This is a genomic window from Pontibacter indicus (assembly GCF_900156345.1).
Lineage (GTDB): Bacteria > Bacteroidota > Bacteroidia > Cytophagales > Hymenobacteraceae > Pontibacter > Pontibacter indicus.
In genome coordinates, this window is the sequence record NZ_FTPP01000002.1 from 1,125,563 (window position 1) to 1,142,988 (window position 17,426).

The following is a 17,426-nucleotide window of genomic DNA, read 5'->3' on the forward strand; positions in this document are numbered from 1 at the left end:
ATATTTGAATTTCAATCGCCTAAAACAATACCATGATTACAGCCATTGCATCCCGTGTAGAAGTCATGAAGTGGATGGAAGACTTTGTCCACGAGAAGATGACAGAGTTTCTAAAGTCCGTTGAAGACAGCTGGCAACCTGCCGATCTGCTGCCTGACGCCCGCATGGAGAATTTTTTTGAAGAAGTAAAAAATCTGCAGGAGCGTGCCCGTGACCTTAGTTATGATCTGCTGGCCGTGCTGGTAGGTGATACCATTACAGAAGAAGCGCTGCCAACTTACGAAAGCTGGCTGATGTCCATAAAAGATTTGCCAACCAACGAAGAGAGCCCTTGGATGAAGTGGAACCGCGCCTGGACGGCCGAAGAAAACCGCCACGGGGACCTGCTGAACAAATACCTCTACCTGACCGGTCGCATCAACATGCGCGAGATGGAGGCCTCTACCCAGTACCTGATCGCCGACGGCTTCGATCTGCAGACCGACAACGATCCGTACCGTGCGTTCGTGTATACCTCTTTTCAGGAAACAGCCACCAACCTGTCGCACCGCCGTGTAGCCCAGATCGCCAAAAAACAAGGTGACGGTATGTTGGCCAAGCTGTGTGGTTATGTTGCTTCTGATGAGGCCCGTCACGCCAAAGCGTACAAGGCCTTTGTAGGCAAAATATTCGAGGCCGACCCGAACGAGATGATGCTGGCTTTCGAGGACATGATGCGCAAAAAGATCGTGATGCCGGCACACTACATGCGCGAACTGGGTGTGGACATGGGCAAAACCTTCGGTCACTTCACCGATGCTGCCCAACGCATCAACGTTTACACCGCCCTCGACTACACCGACATCCTGCGTGACCTGGTAAAAGAGTGGAAGCTGGAAACGGTTACGAACCTAAATGATGCCGGCGAGCGCGCCCGTGATTATCTGACTGCTTTGCCAGATCGCCTTAAAAGAGTAGCGGAGCGTATGAAAGCCCCACAATTGGAGTATAAGTTCCGTTGGATTGACTAAGTAGCGGAAGCTATACCTTATAAAGTCAGAGGGCAGGTTGCGAAAGCAGCCTGCCCTCTGACTTTATAATCTTATCTGGTAATTGAATTAGCAATGATGGCGCGAGCGTCCGCGCTTATGTCTGCTATCGAGGGGCCTCTGGCTCAAGTATAGATATTGCATGCGTTGTAGCGACCGCCATTGCAGGTATAGCAATCTGACTTGTCTTATAGCTTCGCCTGTGCGGCGGGCACCTACTTTTTTCCTTGATGAAAAAAGTAGGCAAAAAAATCAAGACGCTCCAAACTCGCTGAACGCTCAAACAGTGGAGCGTCGAAAAGTGCACCTGGCGCCGCTATCTGTTTCATTGCCAGCGTGCAAGTTAGTCTTGCTATACCTGTCAGTGGTTTGTGTGGCCTTTGCAACATGGCTATACCTCTGAATTGACTTTAGCCAAAAGTCCCCTCTCGGGAGGGGCAGGTATAATCGTGCATGCTCCCCCTCCTGTTTTTAGGAGGGGGTTGGGGGGAGGTTAAACCCTTGTGTAAGAAGCCCTATACAAAGATACTTACAAAAAAAGAGTTAGCGATGATTGGCCTCAATATACAGCCCTACCGAATCCCCTCAGAGTTAATCCCTTTTAAAAGACGCTTCCGAGCATAACTGCCGTATAAGAACCGGTGTGCACGAACATTCGGCTGTGTAGCGTTGTTAGGTTATAAATCAGGAGAGAGCTATGAGTATTGGGTATAGATTTGGAGAGTACATCCCGCCACAGGATGACAAGCAGGGCTTTGAGTCGCTGCTGAAGATCTTTTTGCAGCTGGTCATGATTACGTCCGGCGATGTGGCTGAGGCGCTGGCCTGGCTAAGTTCGCTGGACAAGCAGTACGGCCTGACCAGCGACGACTACGGTATCGGCGATTTTATCGAGGAGCTCAAAAAGAATGGGTACATCGACGAGAATCCGCAGGAGGAAGGCGTGCTGAAGCTGACGGCCAAGAGTGAGCAGAACATCCGGAAGAGCGCGCTGGAGGAGATTTTTGGTAAGCTGAAGAAAGGCGGCAAAGGCAGTCATGCCACTCCCCAGACAGGTATAGGCGACGAGGCCAGCACCGACCGCCGGGAATACCGCTTCGGCGATGCACTGGAGCAGATTTCCATGACCGACTCCATCCGCAACGCTCAGATCAACCACGGTCTTTCCGATTTCCGCCTGACCGAGCAGGATCTGGAGATTATGGAGACGGAGCATAAAACGCAATCGTCCACCGTACTGATGATCGACATTTCGCACTCCATGATCCTTTATGGCGAAGACCGCATCACGCCGGCCAAGAAAGTGGCCATGGCGCTGGCCGAACTGGTGAAGCAGAAGTACCCGAAAGATACCCTGGACGTGATTGTGTTTGGTAACGATGCCTGGCAGATTGAGATCAAAGATTTACCCTACCTGGAAGTTGGTCCTTACCACACCAACACGGTGGCCGGCCTGGAGTTGGCAATGGATATTCTGCGGAAGCGCAAAACGTTGAATAAGCAGATCTTTATGATCACGGACGGCAAGCCAACCTGTCTGAAAGAGGGACTGCATTACTATAAAAACAGTTTCGGCCTGGACCGCAAGGTGGTCAATAAAACCCTGAACCTGGCAGCCCAGTGCCGTCGACTCAAAATTCCGATTACCACCTTTATGATCGCATCGGACCCCTACCTGCAGCAATTCGTAGACGAGTTTACCAAAGTGAATAACGGCCAGGCATACTACAGTTCGCTCAAAGGCCTGGGCCACCTGGTGTTCCGCGACTACGGCCGCAATCGAAAGAAAAGCTTTTAATTTGAAAAGTTTGGAAAGTAGAAAGGTAGAAAGTTGTGATGTAGCGACCTTACAGTGTAACGTCGTAATACTACGCAGTATGGGTGCAACTTCGTAGGGACAGGTCGCGACCTGTCCGAATCGTGCACTAAAAATGCTCAGGACTGCTTTCTCTTCAAAGAGCTGGCGAACAGAAACAAAAGGAGTAAGGCTCCCAGGGCAGTATAGTAGAAAGTAGTACTCAGTTCAAAATATATCCTGGAAACGAAGGCGATTAAAAACAGAAACAGGCCGATGATTTCCAAAAGTTTATAGAGCGGGATCTTTCGCAAAAGGCAAGATAGTTTTTTTCGAAACGATCTCCGAAAATTTAATAGTTTAATAGTCATTCAATTAAAAGAGAATGCAATACGAAGACATTAAAGCAGAGAACTTACTAAAGATAAAGACCCTGGGCCAGTTGCGCGCCGCCGGGTACGAACCGCAAACCGTGAAGCAGGAACTGCGCCATAACCTGATCCGCAAACTGCAGCGCAAGGAGGAAGTGTTTCCGGGCATTTGGGGCTATGAAGAGACCGTGGTACCCGACCTGCAGCGGGCCATTTTGTCGATGCACCACATTAACCTGCTCGGCTTGCGCGGACAGGCAAAGACGCGCATCGCCCGCCTGATGGTCGACCTGCTCGACGAGTATATACCGGTGGTTCAAGGCTCCGAGCTGAACGATGACCCATTGCAACCGCTCTCCCGTTACGCCAAAGACCAAGTACACGAGCACGGCGACGATACACCCATCAGCTGGCTACATCGTTCCGAACGATATACCGAGAAACTGGCTACGCCCGATGTGTCGGTAGCTGACCTGATCGGCGATGCCGACCCGATCAAGGCGGCCACCATGAAGCTGCCATACTCCGATGAACGGGTGATTCACTTTGGTCTGATTCCGCGTTCGCATCGGGGCATTTTTGTTATCAACGAACTGCCCGACTTGCAGGCGCGCATCCAGGTGGCGCTGTTCAACATTCTGCAGGAAGGCGACATCCAGATCCGTGGTTTTAAGGTGCGTTTGCCGCTGGACATCCAGTTTGTGTTCACCGCCAACCCCGAGGACTATACCAACCGTGGTTCCATCGTAACGCCGCTCAAAGACCGCATCGACTCACAGATCATCACGCACTACCCGAAATCCATCGAGATCGGCAAGAAGATCACGCAGCAAGAGGCGCACGTCAAAGAGGAACAGGAGCAGCTGGTTACGACCAATGACATCATCAGCGATCTGATAGAGCAGGTAGCTTTTGAGGCACGTGAAAGTGAATATGTGGATGCCAAGAGCGGCGTATCGGCGCGTCTGACGATCTCAGCTTTCGAAAGTCTGCTGAGTGCCGCCGAGCGACGTGCTTTGCTCAACGGCGAAAGCAAAACCTATGTGCGGGTATCTGATTTTCTGAACACCATACCTGCCGTAACGGGCAAGGTGGAATTGGTGTATGAAGGCGAGCAGGAGGGAGCCGGCCACGTAGCACAGGTGCTCATGGGCAAGGCCATCCGCACTCAATTTCTTCACTACTTCCCGGACCCTGACAAGGCTAAGAAGTCTAAGGAGGGCAATCCGTACAAGAAAATAACCGACTGGTTTGGCGATGGCAATACGGTGGATATTCTGAATGACGCCACAGCTTCGGACTACAAAAAAGCCCTGCAAGCTATACCTGGTCTAAGCGAGCTGGTCGAGAAATTCCGCTCCGATGCGAAAGGCGACGAGAAGCTGTTCATGATGGAGTTCGCCCTGCATGGTCTGGCCGAGCACAGCCAGCTCAGCAAGAACCGCCTCAGCACCGGTCTGCAGTTCAAAGACCTGCTCAGCGGCATGTTCACAATGCCAAGCTTCGGAGAGGAAGAGGACGAAGACGACTTTTAAGAAGTTTAAGAGTTTAGGAGTTTTAGAGTTGAGGAGTGAAAAGCCAGAAGCGGTGTAAGAACTGCTTCTGGCTTTTTTGCTTGTTGATAGTGAGCAATGCTCCGGACTTCCAGGTATGTAGCTCTATACCTGCAGTAAGACAGTTGCTATGCTATCCCACTCTTCCTGAAGAGAGGTATCTGGCCGCTTTCTGCCAGCCCGGCTATACCAGTAATCCGCGTTCCAGGTATCGCCTTCCTGGCGGTGCAGGTAGGCGTGAATCCAGGCAGCGGTTTTATCTGGCAGGTCCTGCACCAGCACGTGTGCTTTCTCCCAATCGCCCTTCGCCTCGTGCCACAGCGCGTGCAGGTATATCGACGCCTTCGGGGGAGGTGCATCGGCGGTGAGGCTTGCTTTGAAGGTAGTGAGGTTCATGGGAAATTATGGTCTATAAGAAGCAACTTTAGAAATGAAGACTTAGGGCAATTTTGTCGAACAGTGCTTTGTAAGTTTCAAAATTAGGAGATATGGTTACCATCGTTAATATTAGTATAGTACCTTCCCTGTTTGTAAACAGAACATAATTGTGCATATCTTCTTTACTGTATTTGTTTTTATGGGACTCAATCAGGTATTTGTACTTTCTGTTGTTGATCACCGTGTCGCCCTGCTCTATAATTGTAAACCCTTCGGCGGTACCGATACTCTCTAAGAACTTTTTATACGTTGCATCCAGGCTTTTCTCGTCACGACGTAGAATATTAAGATTGAAGTTCTCTCTTGGTACATCCTCCTCAGTTTGTTTCTGCCTGAATGCCATTAAAGCCAGAGATCGGTCAGCGGGCACACCATATTTCCAGCCAACCGGCACGCCTATCTGGTAATTACTTACGGTATCCTGAAGGATAGCAAGTTCTTGTCCAAAACTTACAGTCTTAATAGATACAAGGATGAGGAGCGTTAGTAGAAAGTTTTTCATGTATTAGTTTTAGGGAATAGTTTGTCGAGTAATTAACAATCAGCTTTCATGTTGAAAAGTAAGGCTGCAAATGAATCTATAATATAAAATCAGTATCCCTGCGTGTCGCTCTTATTCAAAATAGGCTTTTCAGCGTTGCTTCTATAAAGCTCCAGTGCACTTGTTATAAATTGGTAAAGTAAAGGATGCGTATCTTTTTGAGGTGATACTGCATAAAGTTCATACGCTGGCATGTTCTCATGTTTTACTTTTACAACTGCACGGGTACCATCCAAGACGATTCTATTTTTGTTTTGCTCATCCACTGTCAGCGTCTTTTCCTTCGATAAGGAATCGCTGAGATGCAGCAGGGGATGGTTTGATGAAATTATCAGACTATCTTTTTCAAATACCTCATACTTTTCAATAATTTGGATGAGCTGCTTTCGCGTTTCAGGATCATCAAAGGTTTTCGCTAGTTCTTCAATTTTTAAACTGTCTTCCTTAGTGGGCTTCAATTCCCCCTCCTTTCTTTTAGAATAAAGAATTTTTGTTGTGTCTCCTGACTTTAGGACATAAATTTTAAACTGTGAGTGACTGGCGGATGCAGTAGATGTGATTTCAATCTGATAATTGCCGGTAGATTGAGCAAGCGAAATAAGAGTGGTCAGAGTTAGAAGTAGAAGTGTTTTCATTTTTTGTAAGTAGTTCTAATATGAGTTAAAAGACTGCTGCAAATGATGATCTCACCCAAACAAAGCCGGAAGCTGCTTCAGCAAGGTATAGCCACCCATCCAGGCCATTACCAGCACTACCAGTAAACCAAAAACCGTCAGCCACAGCGGATGCTTATACCTGCCGATGATCTCTGTTTTGTGCGCAGCGATCAGGATGGTGCCGAGCGTGATGGGGAGGATAAGTCCGTTAAGAGCCCCTGCCAGGATAAGCAGATGCACGGGTTTGCCGATGGTGACGAAGATGGCGGTGGAAACCACAATGAACCCGATGATGAACCAGTTTTCGTTGCGCTCGATGCTCCTGTGAAAGGACTTGATAAAGGAAACTGAGGTATAGGCCGAGCCAATGACTGAGGTGATCGACGCCGCAACCATCACTACTCCGAAGAGCTTATACCCGATAGTGCCTGCCGCCAATTGAAAAACCGAGGCAGGCGGATTGCTCTCGTCCAGCACCAGACCTTTGCTCACCACACCCAAGGCAGCCAGAAACAGGAAAATACGGATTACGGATGCGACCGTTATACCTGACACGGCGCTAGTGTTCACCTGCTGCAGCGACGCTTCGCCTTTCACACCGGCATCGAGCAGACGGTGGCCGCCTGCAAAGGTGATGTAGCCGCCCACTGTGCCGCCTACCAGGGTAATGATGGCGATCAGGTCAATTTGGTCAGGGAGGAAGGTTTTAACAGCTGCTCCAACCAGGGGAGGATTGGAGGTGATGGCCACGTACACGATCAGCAGAATCATCAACAGGCCCATCAATTGGGCAAAGCGGTCCATGGCCATTTTGGCTTCGCGCACCAGGAAAATGCCGATGGCAACTGCGGCGGTGATGATGGCCCCCAACTCCGGCGAAATCCCAAAGAGTACGTTGAAGCCCAGTCCGGCACCGCCCACGTTGCCGATGTTGAAGGCAAAGCCTCCGAGCACGATCAGCACCGCCACCAACAAACCAAGCCCAGGCAGCAGCAGGTTGGCAATGTCCTGCGCCCGCTTCTCCGACACGGCAATCACCCGCCATACATTCAGCTGCACGCCAATGTCGAGGATGATGGAAGCGAGGATCACAAAGCCGAAGCTAGCCCCGAGCGATTGCGTGAAGACGGTAGTTTGGGTGAGGAAACCGGGACCAACGGCTGAAGTTGCCATCAGGAAGGCAGCGCCGAGCAGCACGCTCCAGTTGCGTTTCTGCTTCATGGGCGCTGCACGTTTGGTCGGGCTAGCGCTATACCTTCGCGCTGCAACGTTTCGTGAATATGGCGCGCAAACGTGAGCGCATGCGGCCCATCGCCGTGAATGCAGACCGTGTCAGCCTGTATACCTACGTTCACGCCCTGCTGCGACTGCACCTTGCCTTCGCGCACCATGCGCAGCACCTGGCCAGCGGCCTGGTCCGGATCGGAGATGAGCGCATCAGGCTCGCGACGGGAAGTGAGCGTGCCATCCTGCTGGTAGGTGCGGTCAGCGAACACTTCATTTGCAGCAACCAGTTGGAGCCGCTTGGCAGCCTTGATCAATTCACTTCCGGCCAGGCCGTACAGCAGCGTTTCAGGATTTACTTTATAAACCGCTTCAGCAATAGCTTCGGCCAGTTTGATGTCAGTAGCGGCCATGTTGTAGAGCGCGCCATGCGGTTTCACGTGGTGCAGCGTGCTGCCTTCGGCTTGCACAAAGGCCTGCAAGGCACCTATCTGGTACACCACCATGTCGTATACCTCCTCCGCCGAAACGGCCATATTGCGCCTGCCAAAGCCCACCAGGTCGGGCAGACCGGGGTGGGCACCGATGGCTACGCCGTGCTGCAGGCAGAGCTGTACGGTTTTGCGCATCACGCCCGGGTCGCCGGCATGAAAGCCACAGGCAATATTGGCCGAAGTGACAAAGGGCAGGATCTGTTCGTCGTTGCCCATGCGGTAGGCGCCAAAACTCTCGCCCAGGTCGCAGTTCAGGTCAACGGATAGGGGTTCGCTCATATGTTTTGTTTAAGTTGAATGGCGCGGGCTAGTTGCATCAAATTCTGTTCCTGCCGGATGTAAAGCTGCTGGGCTTCCTCCAGCGACACTTCCTCAAACCCAATGGTCTGACCCGGCACGACCTGGGCCAAGATAGGCAAATCGACGCGGACAACCTGCAAAATGCGCGGGTAACCACCTGTGGTCTGATGGTCGGCCATCAGCACGATCGGTGTTCCCTCGGGCGGCACCTGCACCGTGCCAAACGTGACAGCCGTAGAGATAAGCTCCGCTTCCTCGCTCAGGTATAGCGAGACGCCCTGCAACCGGTAGCCCATCCGGTCCGACTGCGCCGATACCTGAAAGCGCTCCGTCCAGATTTGTCCCTGGCTGATTTCGGAAAAGCGCTCGTATTCGGGACCTTTGACAGTCCGTATAGTCGGGTTTGGCCTGTAGGCAGGGTAAAGCTGCGGATCGGGCGTCCAGTTGGCGGCCAGGAAATTGTGACCCTCAGGGGTGGCAGCGGCTTGTGCAAACAGGGCCATTGCTACAGGTGTGGTACTGTGGCAAGGTATAACATCACCGGCTTTCAAAGCACGTCCTTGGTAGCCACCTATACCTGCCTGCAGGTAAGTCGAGAAGCTGCCCATCAGCCTGGGTAGATCAAATCCACCTGACACTGCCAAGTACGCCCTACAACCGGACACATGCGCACCAAAAGACAAAACACAGCCTTCCTTTACCAAAAAAGGCCGCCACATGGCCACGGGCTCCCCATTAAGCTCAGGGGAGAGGTCAGCACCGGTCAAGGCAATCAGCTGGTCTTCGGTGAAGCGAATAGTGGGGCCGGTTAAAGTGATTTCCAGCACGGCTTCATCCGCTGCGTTACCGGCCAACAGGTTGGCAACGCGGCAGGCAAAGGTGTCCATGGCGCCACTCGTGACGATGCCCTCCCGCTGATGCCCATACCTGCCTCTGTCCTGCAGGGTGGTGAGCATACCTGGTTTGATGATCTCAAGCCCCATGCGCCTGCTCCTTTAAATCCCAGAACTCGTCTTCTGAGATGGACACGAACTTCACCTGGTCGCCGGCCTGCAGCAAACTGGGCTGCTCGCGGTTCGGGTCAAAGAGCCGGAGGGGTGTCTGGCCGATCAGTTGCCAGCCACCTGGTGTCTCGATGGGGTAGATGCCCGTCTGGTTGCCCGCTATACCTACCGATCCGGCCGGGATGCGGGGCCTGGGATTTTGCTTGCGGGGAGTGGCCAGCTTTTTGGCCATCCCACCCAAGTACGGAAAGCCGGGCACAAAGCCGATCATGTATACCTGGTACTTGCAGCGTGCGTGGCTGGCTATGACTTCCTGCGGACTGAGTCGGGTATGGCGGGCCACAAACTCCAGGTCGGGCCCAAAAGCGCCGTTGTAGCAGACCGGAATTTCGACTGTACGGGGCGCGGCCGCCCTGCCGTGCTCACGGGCCACCCGGAGGATGTACTGCAACTGCTCTGTTACGCGGGTATAGGGATTGTAGAAGCCCTGTTCGCTTGCCAGCCAAGGGTCGTAGTACACGGTAACGGTGTTGTAGGCAGGGACCTGTTCCACAAAACCGGTAAAGGGATGCCGGTCCAGGTAAGAGCTGAAGGCGCGTACCTTGGCATGGATCGCCTTGTCGATGCGATCGCCGAACTGCACCGTAATGGCGCTGTCGCCAAGCGGGTATAGCTGGAACAGCTGCATGTCTTTTTGCTTCATGCCTGCGCTAATCTGGTGTGCCTCTGTATACCCTTTGCGGGGAGGTATAGTTAACCAAGGTACACAAAAAAACACAAGACCGCAGCAGGCAGTCTTGTGTTCTCGGTATAGGTTCAGAATTATTTATTTGTTCAGGCCAACGTCCTCCAGCACAGGGGGATGCACCTGACCTTCGGAATGCGCCACGATCATGGCCACGGAGGCATCGCCGGTCACGTTCACGGTGGTTCGCAGCATGTCTAGCAAGCGGTCAGGGGCAAGGATCAAGGCAATGCCCTCAATGGGTATACCTGCCTGCTGCAGCACGATCACGAGCATTACCACGCCCGCACCGGGTACAGCTGCCGCACCGATGGAGGCCAGCGTGGCCGTGAGCACAATGCCCGACTGCGCCGCCAGCGACAAGTCCATACCGTAGGCCTGTGCGATAAACACGGCCGCTACCGACTGGTAAAGACTCGTGCCATCCATGTTGATAGTAGCGCCAAGCGGCAGCACAAAGCTGGTGATCTCGCGGTTGATGCCTAGTCGTTCTTCGCAGCGCTCCATGGTAACCGGAAGCGTAGCTGCGCTGGAGGAGGTAGACAAAGCCAGCATCTGGGCCGGGAAAATGCCTTTGAAAAAGTCGACGTAACTGCTTTTGCCCAGGAACTTGATAAGGAGTGGGTATACGACGAATATCATAATGGCCAGGCCGATCACCACTACAATGCAGTAGTAGCCGAGCACAAGGAGCAATTCGACAGCGGCAGAAGGATCGTCGCCGGCAAACTCCACCACCAACCCTGCCAGCAAGGCAAACACACCGTACGGGGCCGCCATCATGATGATATCCACCATCTTGAGGATGACGAGGTTTACTCCTTCGAAAAAGGCATTGACCGGACCAGATTTATCTTGCGGAATCATGATCAGAGCGATGCCGAAGAGCAGCGCGAAGAAGATGACCTGCAGCATACTGGTATTATCCGTCATGGCCCCGAAGATGTTGTCAGGCACAATGTCGATAAGTGGCTGCAGCGGTCCCTGTTGCTCTACTTCAGCGGCGGCCGAAGAGCGCTGGTCAGTTGTTGTGGCATACTGGGCTTTAAACTCCTCCCGTTTTTCAGGAGAAAACGCTTTACCGGGTTCTGCTATATTCACGAGGACAAGCCCCAACACCACGGCGAGCAGTGTAGTGGACAGGTATAAGCCAATCGTTTTGGTACCAATACGGGAGAGTTTGCTGATGTCGCTAAGACTGGCCACGCCATTGATCAGGGACACGAGCACAAGCGGAACGGCAATTAGTTTGAGCAGGTTGATGAAGATGGTACCGAAAGGTTTGATCCAGTCGGCGGTGAATTCCATAAGGCCAAAGGAGCTGGCAGTGATACCCCAGGCAACCCCTAACGCCATGCCAATCAGGATTTGCCAGTGTAAAGCGAGTTTCTTCATAAAGTAGAGAGACGACAGGCTGCTAAATGATGGCCTGCCAGTATATGTGTAAAGATCAGGGAAACAAAAGAATGCGAAACGCAGCCCAATCGACTGCATCGTTTGCCGGAACAAATTGCCCTTGCTGTTAAAATTAATAATAATTCTGTAAGAATCAGGACAGGCATCAGAATTAGGCAATTTAATGTGCCCGAACGAAGTGCCTTTAAACAGAAAGGACCGCACAAAAGCGGTCCTTTCTGTTTGTCTATGGTCTGTCAGGCTGACTATTCCTCGTTCACCACGATCTTCTCGATCCGGTCGTTGGCGCGGATCTGGTCGATCACGTCCACGCCCTCTACCACCTTGCCGAAGCAGGTATGGTTGCGGTCGAGGTGGGCGGTGTTTTTGCGGTTGTGCACGATGAAGAACTGTGAACCACCCGTGTTGCGGCCGGCATGCGCCATTGATAGCACGCCGCGGTCGTGGTACTGGTTCTCGCCCGTCAGTTCGCAGTCGATTTTGTAGCCCGGCCCACCCGTGCCTGGTATACCCTTGGCACCTTCGCGCGAGTTAGGGCAGCCACCCTGTATCACAAAGTCAGGAATAACACGGTGGAAGGTCAGGCCGTCATAGAAGCCCTGTTTCGCAAGTTTTATAAAGTTTTCTACCGTCTTGGGAGCGTCTTTTTCATAAAACTCTACTTTCATGACGCCTTTACCGGTATGGATTTCTGCGGTTCTCATAATTTTAAATCTTTAGGGATAACGTAATACGAATAAGTACAAAAGTACGCAAAATATCGATGGAGAGCCAGCCGACAGACCTGCGATTTGGCTCGGCGTACGAATGGCCCGGTATTTGCCAAAACTCGAAGCACCCTAAAACAGTAATTGTACTATAGCGCGACACCAGAATCTGAAAAACCGGAGCCTACTATGAAAGCTATTCCCTATATACTAACCCTTTTTGGACTGGCCATGCTGCTGCTCACTGCCTGCGACCAGCCCCAGGACACAAATACCGGAAACGATGCTGCCCTGCAGGATGAGGCCAATGCCTTACAGGCCAACGGAACTATACAGGAACAAACCAGCACGACCAGCCAGAATCCAGGTGGTGCCGAGTCCGATCGTGTCCCTTCCCGCAGTTTGTTAGATAACGTAGCTGCCAACAGCGACCTAAGCACCTTCAACGCGCTGCTGCGCAAGGCAGGCGTGGCCAAAAGCCTGAGCGGTACAGGACCTTATACTGTGTTTGCCCCCACCGAGGCCGCCTTTAAAGCGCTCCCCGACAGTCTGCGCAATAACCTGGAAAGTCCGGAGCACCGTGAGCTGGTGCAGCAGCTACTCAACAACCACATTATTGCAGGTAAGTTGACTACTAGTGACTTGCAGGATGGTGCTATTCTGAAAACAGCGGCCGGGCATCAGCTTAAAGTAGAGAAGCGCGAAAGCGAAGTTCAGGTTGGTCAGGCCCTGATGGAGAAGCCAGACGGTATGAGCAGTAATGGGGTGTTGCATACCATTGATAAGGTGTTGGTACCGATAGAAGAGACGGTTCTTTAAACGATTGGCGGATTTGCCGCGGGTACTATCATCACAGGTATAGCGGTATGGCGCGAGCGTCCTCGCTCGTAACTAGGTATAGCGGTCAAAGGAATTTAGTACTCGACACACATACTCTTTCGAATCTCCAGATCTGGAAGCAAATTGCTGGGGATGTCCACATCCCCGTGTGATGGTATAGGTATAGCCCTGCTACTATTTCATAGCGTGCCTTGGCCAGGCGGGCTGCTGCTTCGCCTGTGCGGCGGGCACTCACTTTTTGTCTTGACACAAAAAGTAAGCAAAAAAGTCAAGATGCTCCAAACTCGCTGACCGCTCAAACAGTGGAGCATCGAAAAGTGCACTTGGCAGAGCTGACTGTTTCATAGTTTCAGTGCAAGTTAGCCTTGCTATACCTGCCAGTGGTTTGTGATGGGAAACAACAGTACTTATACCTATGAATTGGCAGTGGCATGATTCCCCTCCTGGGGGTATTGGTTAGGGGTGGTTGGACCCGGTACAGCAAAACAGAAACAACATCGCTTATACCTTAGGTATAGCAGCTACAGAAAAGTCCCCCTTCGAAGGGGGCAGGGGAATGTCAATCGTGCATTGGAATCCTGAAAATCCGTGGGGATAGGGGCCCTTTAAAATCCTGATTCAGACAAATTACACCAGCGCACGGTTAGAACAGACCACGACCTGCCCGCACAGGTATAGCCAGCTCAACTTTTTACTTTTCTAACTTCCCAACTTTTTAACTTAATATCACTTCCTGTTATCCTCCCCGTGTAGCATACTCAGGTAGCTTTCGTATCGGGTCAGGGCGATTTCGTTTTTGCGTACGGCGTCTACCACCGCGCAGCCGGGCTCGTTGAAGTGGGTGCAGTTGTTGAAGCGGCACTGGTTGAGGCGCTCGCGCATTTCGGGGAAGAAGTGGCCGAGTTCCTGTTTCGGGATGTCGACGATGCCGAGCTCTTTGATGCCGGGGGTGTCGATGATGAAGGTCTCCGGGTCGATCTCGAACATCTCGGCGAAAGTGGTGGTGTGCACGCCCTTGTCGGAGAAGTCGGATATCTCGGAGGTTTTCAGGTCGAGGTCCGGTACGATGAGGTTGATGAGCGTGGACTTACCTACTCCCGAGTGGCCGGAGAACAGGGTGGTCTTGCCGTGGAGCAGTTCTTTCAGCTCGTCTATACCTTGGTTGGCGTGCGCTGAAACCCCCATTACTTTGTAGCCAATCCGTTCGTAGAGGTAAGCGATTTGCCGCTGATACTCCTGCATTTCCTCGTCGTAGAGGTCGGTTTTGTTGTACACGATCACGGTTGGTATACCGTAAGCCTCAGCTGTTACCAGAAAGCGGTCGATGAAGCCGAAGGAAGTGCGCGGCGATACGAGTGTGGCAATCAGCAAGGCCTGGTCGAGGTTGGCAGCGATGATGTGCGCGTGCTCGGCCTTATGCGTGGATTTGCGGATGATGTAGTTCTCGCGGTCTTCAATCTTATGGATCACGGCCGTGTCTTCGCCAGTGGTCTCCACGTCGAACTCCACGCGGTCGCCGACGGCCAGCGGGTTGCTCACCTTCATGCCCTTGAGCTTGAACTTGCCGCGCAGACGGGCCCGGTGCAACTTGCCTGCCTCGTCACGTACCAGATACCACGACCCCGTCGATTTTACTACAACTCCTTTCATTCGCTTTATTTCAACAGCTGGCGCACGTCAGCCATGATCTTTGCCGTGGCACCCGCCTGTTCGTGTACGTAAGTTTTTTCTTTGTCGGTTATACCCTGGTGCAGACCGGGCGTGGTGTGCACCCGCTCAAAAGCCTGCAGCAACTCGTCAGCATTGTTAATCGGGAAAGCACAGCCTAAGGCCACCAAATCCTTCGCCTCCTGAAACTTGTCGAACTTCTGCCCAAAGAACAGCGGCAGTCCAAACACGGCAGCCTCCAGCGTGTTGTGTAGCCCCTTGCCGAAGGCCCCGCCGATGTAAGCATAGGTGCCATAGCTATAAAGCGAGGAGAGCATGCCGATGTTATCAACCACGAGCACATTATACCTACCGGCGTCGGCTTCCGTAACCTGCGAGAAACGAACTGCCCCCTTACCGAGCTGTTGCATCAGCTGACTGATGCCGCTTTCGTGGATTTCGTGCGGGGCGATGATGAATTGTATACCTTGTCTATGCTTCTGAATCAGCGGCAACAGTACCTCAATATCTGCTGGCCAGCTGCTGCCGACCATGAACACCTCTTTGCCTTGTGCAAAGGCCTCCACCACAGGTATAGTTTTCACACTGGCCGCCGTCTGCAGCACCCGGTCGAAGCGGGTGTCGCCGGCGATACTGGCTTTGGTGATGCCTATACCTTGCAGCAGCTTCCAGGAGGCTTCGTTTTGGGTATAGAGATGCGTGAAGCGCTGCAGCATGCTGCGGTTGAAGCCGCCGTAGGGCTTGAAAAACACTTGATCAGGCCGGAAAATGGCCGAGATGGACAGCACAGGTATAGCCCGCTCCTGCAAGGCCTGCAGGTAGTAGTGCCAGAACTCGTACTTCACAAACACCGCCAGCTTTGGCTGCACGATATCCAGAAAACGGTTGGCGTTGAGGTGGCTGTCGAGCGGCAGGTAGAAGATATGATCGGCGCCAGCGTAGTTTTTGCGCACCTCGTAGCCCGATGGGGAAAAGAACGTCAGCACCACCTTATACCTTGGGAACTCCTCTTTAAAAGACTCGATCACTGGCCGACCCTGCTCAAATTCCCCTAAAGAGGCGCAATGAAACCAGACCACCGGCGCAGTTTTGCCCTGCAGCTGTTGGGCCATCCGCTCAAACTGTCCTTCACGGCCCGTCTGCATCAGCTTCGCCTTCTGGTTAAAGGGCGCCGCCAACGCGATAGCCGCCTGGTAAGCTTTCAGTCCGATGTCGTAGAGTAGTTTCAAAATCTATAGTTCTGGCGAAGATCTAGCAGTGTCTGTGCACTATTTTCACGCTGCAAATATAGGGTATTCTAAAGGGATAGTGGTACGGAGACTATACTTTGTGAAAGGGAGGAGAATTACTTGTAGGGATATTGAGATTTAGTATATTTGGTAGGTTGAATATAACCTCTTACGTTTATTTATATGTTGTGCGATATCAAAAAAGACCATGAATATTGAATCTGAGTATTATGATAACTTAAGCAAATTTATTTCTTCAACTAAATTTAATTTGCCTGAAGATTATCTTGATAGGATTTTAGAATCATTTCAATCTATTCAAAAAATTGACTTTGAAAGTGTTCTAAAGAATTTGCCAACAACAAGAAAGTCAACAACTCCTACGGCAATAAAGAATTTAAAAAAAGCACATGAAGCGGAGAATCTTAATTTAGTAGTAGGGGCAGGAGTATCTAAGCCCTACGGAATCCCAACTTGGGATTATTTACTTCAAAGGTTGCTCCTAAAAACATTAGAAGAAACACCTGAAAAAGCAGTTGTGCTTTCAAAAGTTTTTACAAAATTATTTAATCCTAGTCCTCTTATTGCTGGGAGGTATTTGCAGGAATCCCTATCTGATTTGAAGGACAAAAATAGGTTTGAGAAGGAAGTGAGAAGGACACTGTATGAGTCTTTCGATAAAAATGCTTCCTCCCAAATAATGGACGAAATTGTAAAACTCTGCGCAGCCCCTGGGAACAGTCCTAATCTCGATGGAATCATAACTTATAACTATGATGACATAATTGAGACTAAAATCAGAGAGAAGAATATGGATATTCCTTTCCAATCCGTCTATGGTCAGGGTATTGATCCAGATAATCGCGCGCTAGCAATTTATCACGTCCATGGTTTCTTACCTCAAGAAGGAGCTATAAGTGAATTAAATAACATCACTCTAAGCGAGTACGTTTACCATGAGCAATATAGTAATATCTATAGCTGGAATAATATTGTACAAATCAATAAGTTTAGAGATAAAACATGTTTATTTATTGGGACGTCGTTATCGGATCCAAATATTAGGCGTTTACTTGATATTGCAAATTCACAGAAGAAAGGCAGGAAATTTCATTATATAATCAAGAAAAAACCATCGAGAAGTTGGGTATCAAAAAGATTAAAGAAAATACTTGATGATAATTCTGAAATATTCAACGAGAAGGTAAAAGCAAAGCTTGATTTTGAAGAAACTATTGACTTCCTGATTGAAATTCAAAACAGATTTGAAGAAAAGGACTCCGAATCACTTGGTGTAAAAACAGTATGGATTGATGAGTATGATAGTGATATTGCGAACATATTAAAAAGGATAAGAGAGTAACCTGATTTTACAGATCTTAACTCATCTTCATGAAAGACGACCTAATTAGGACTT

Annotated in this window: 16 protein-coding genes; 5 read left to right on the forward strand and 11 right to left on the reverse strand. The window is 51.0% G+C overall.

Annotation, left to right across the window (positions count from 1 at the left end; translation table 11 throughout):
* Positions 1 to 32 precede the first annotated feature (32 nt).
* From B0B12_RS13760 to B0B12_RS13775, 3 genes are all read left to right on the forward strand, one after another.
* Complete coding sequence (locus tag B0B12_RS13760) at positions 33 to 1,010, forward strand: acyl-ACP desaturase (protein ID WP_076669662.1); 978 nt, start codon at positions 33 to 35, stop codon at positions 1,008 to 1,010.
* A 715-nt stretch (positions 1,011 to 1,725) separates the two neighbouring features.
* A complete protein-coding gene (locus B0B12_RS13765) occupies positions 1,726 to 2,826 on the forward strand; it encodes a vWA domain-containing protein (protein WP_076669664.1) in 1,101 nt (366 codons plus the stop codon).
* Between the two features lie 382 nt (positions 2,827 to 3,208).
* The gene (locus B0B12_RS13775; protein ID WP_076669666.1) at positions 3,209 to 4,729 is read left to right on the forward strand and encodes a sigma 54-interacting transcriptional regulator; all 1,521 of its coding nucleotides are present in this window, start codon (positions 3,209 to 3,211) and stop codon (positions 4,727 to 4,729) included.
* A gap of 123 nt (positions 4,730 to 4,852) precedes the next feature.
* Here the strand turns inward: B0B12_RS13775 and B0B12_RS13780 are convergent, their stop codons facing one another.
* The 9 genes from B0B12_RS13780 to B0B12_RS13820 all read right to left on the reverse strand — a co-directional run bounded on the left by B0B12_RS13780 (position 4,853) and on the right by B0B12_RS13820 (position 12,269).
* A complete protein-coding gene (locus tag B0B12_RS13780) occupies positions 4,853 to 5,143 on the reverse strand; it encodes a hypothetical protein (protein ID WP_076669667.1) in 291 nt (96 codons plus the stop codon).
* A gap of 28 nt (positions 5,144 to 5,171) precedes the next feature.
* Positions 5,172 to 5,687: a hypothetical protein gene (locus B0B12_RS13785; protein ID WP_076669668.1), complete on the reverse strand. Its 516-nt coding sequence runs from the start codon at positions 5,685 to 5,687 to the stop codon at positions 5,172 to 5,174.
* An 89-nt stretch (positions 5,688 to 5,776) separates the two neighbouring features.
* On the reverse strand, positions 5,777 to 6,361 hold the full coding sequence (locus tag B0B12_RS13790) for a hypothetical protein (protein WP_076669669.1): 585 nt from the start codon (positions 6,359 to 6,361) through the stop codon (positions 5,777 to 5,779).
* Between the two features lie 51 nt (positions 6,362 to 6,412).
* Positions 6,413 to 7,603 (reverse strand): NRAMP family divalent metal transporter, encoded by a 1,191-nt coding sequence (locus B0B12_RS13795; protein ID WP_076669670.1) that lies wholly within the window; start codon positions 7,601 to 7,603, stop codon positions 6,413 to 6,415.
* Positions 7,600 to 8,379, reverse strand: coding sequence for a 5-oxoprolinase subunit PxpA (gene pxpA / locus B0B12_RS13800; RefSeq protein ID WP_076669672.1), 780 nt, complete (start codon positions 8,377 to 8,379; stop codon positions 7,600 to 7,602). The genes B0B12_RS13795 and pxpA overlap by 4 nt, the downstream gene beginning before the upstream one ends.
* Positions 8,376 to 9,383: a 5-oxoprolinase subunit C family protein gene (locus tag B0B12_RS13805; RefSeq protein ID WP_076669674.1), complete on the reverse strand. Its 1,008-nt coding sequence runs from the start codon at positions 9,381 to 9,383 to the stop codon at positions 8,376 to 8,378. The genes pxpA and B0B12_RS13805 overlap by 4 nt, the downstream gene beginning before the upstream one ends.
* A complete protein-coding gene (pxpB, locus tag B0B12_RS13810) occupies positions 9,373 to 10,107 on the reverse strand; it encodes a 5-oxoprolinase subunit PxpB (protein WP_076669675.1) in 735 nt (244 codons plus the stop codon). The genes B0B12_RS13805 and pxpB overlap by 11 nt, the downstream gene beginning before the upstream one ends.
* Before the next feature lie 123 nt (positions 10,108 to 10,230).
* Positions 10,231 to 11,544, reverse strand: a complete 1,314-nt coding sequence (locus tag B0B12_RS13815; RefSeq protein ID WP_076669679.1) for a dicarboxylate/amino acid:cation symporter — start codon at positions 11,542 to 11,544, stop codon at positions 10,231 to 10,233.
* 266 nt (positions 11,545 to 11,810) lie between these two features.
* Entirely contained in the window at positions 11,811 to 12,269 is a 459-nt protein-coding gene (locus tag B0B12_RS13820) for a peptidylprolyl isomerase (RefSeq protein WP_076669685.1), read from the reverse strand.
* A 192-nt stretch (positions 12,270 to 12,461) separates the two neighbouring features.
* Between B0B12_RS13820 and B0B12_RS13825 the strand changes: the two genes are divergently transcribed.
* Entirely contained in the window at positions 12,462 to 13,091 is a 630-nt protein-coding gene (locus tag B0B12_RS13825; protein ID WP_076669689.1) for a fasciclin domain-containing protein, read from the forward strand.
* A gap of 747 nt (positions 13,092 to 13,838) precedes the next feature.
* Here the strand turns inward: B0B12_RS13825 and rsgA are convergent.
* A complete protein-coding gene (rsgA, locus tag B0B12_RS13830; protein WP_076669690.1) occupies positions 13,839 to 14,762 on the reverse strand; it encodes a ribosome small subunit-dependent GTPase A in 924 nt (307 codons plus the stop codon).
* Between the two features lie 5 nt (positions 14,763 to 14,767).
* Positions 14,768 to 16,009, reverse strand: a complete 1,242-nt coding sequence (locus B0B12_RS13835; RefSeq protein ID WP_076669691.1) for a 3-deoxy-D-manno-octulosonic acid transferase — start codon at positions 16,007 to 16,009, stop codon at positions 14,768 to 14,770.
* 208 nt (positions 16,010 to 16,217) lie between these two features.
* On the opposite strand from B0B12_RS13835, the gene B0B12_RS13840 reads away from it, so the two are divergent.
* The gene (locus B0B12_RS13840) at positions 16,218 to 17,372 is read left to right on the forward strand and encodes an SIR2 family protein (RefSeq protein ID WP_076669696.1); all 1,155 of its coding nucleotides are present in this window, start codon (positions 16,218 to 16,220) and stop codon (positions 17,370 to 17,372) included.
* Positions 17,373 to 17,426: the final 54 nt, after the last annotated feature.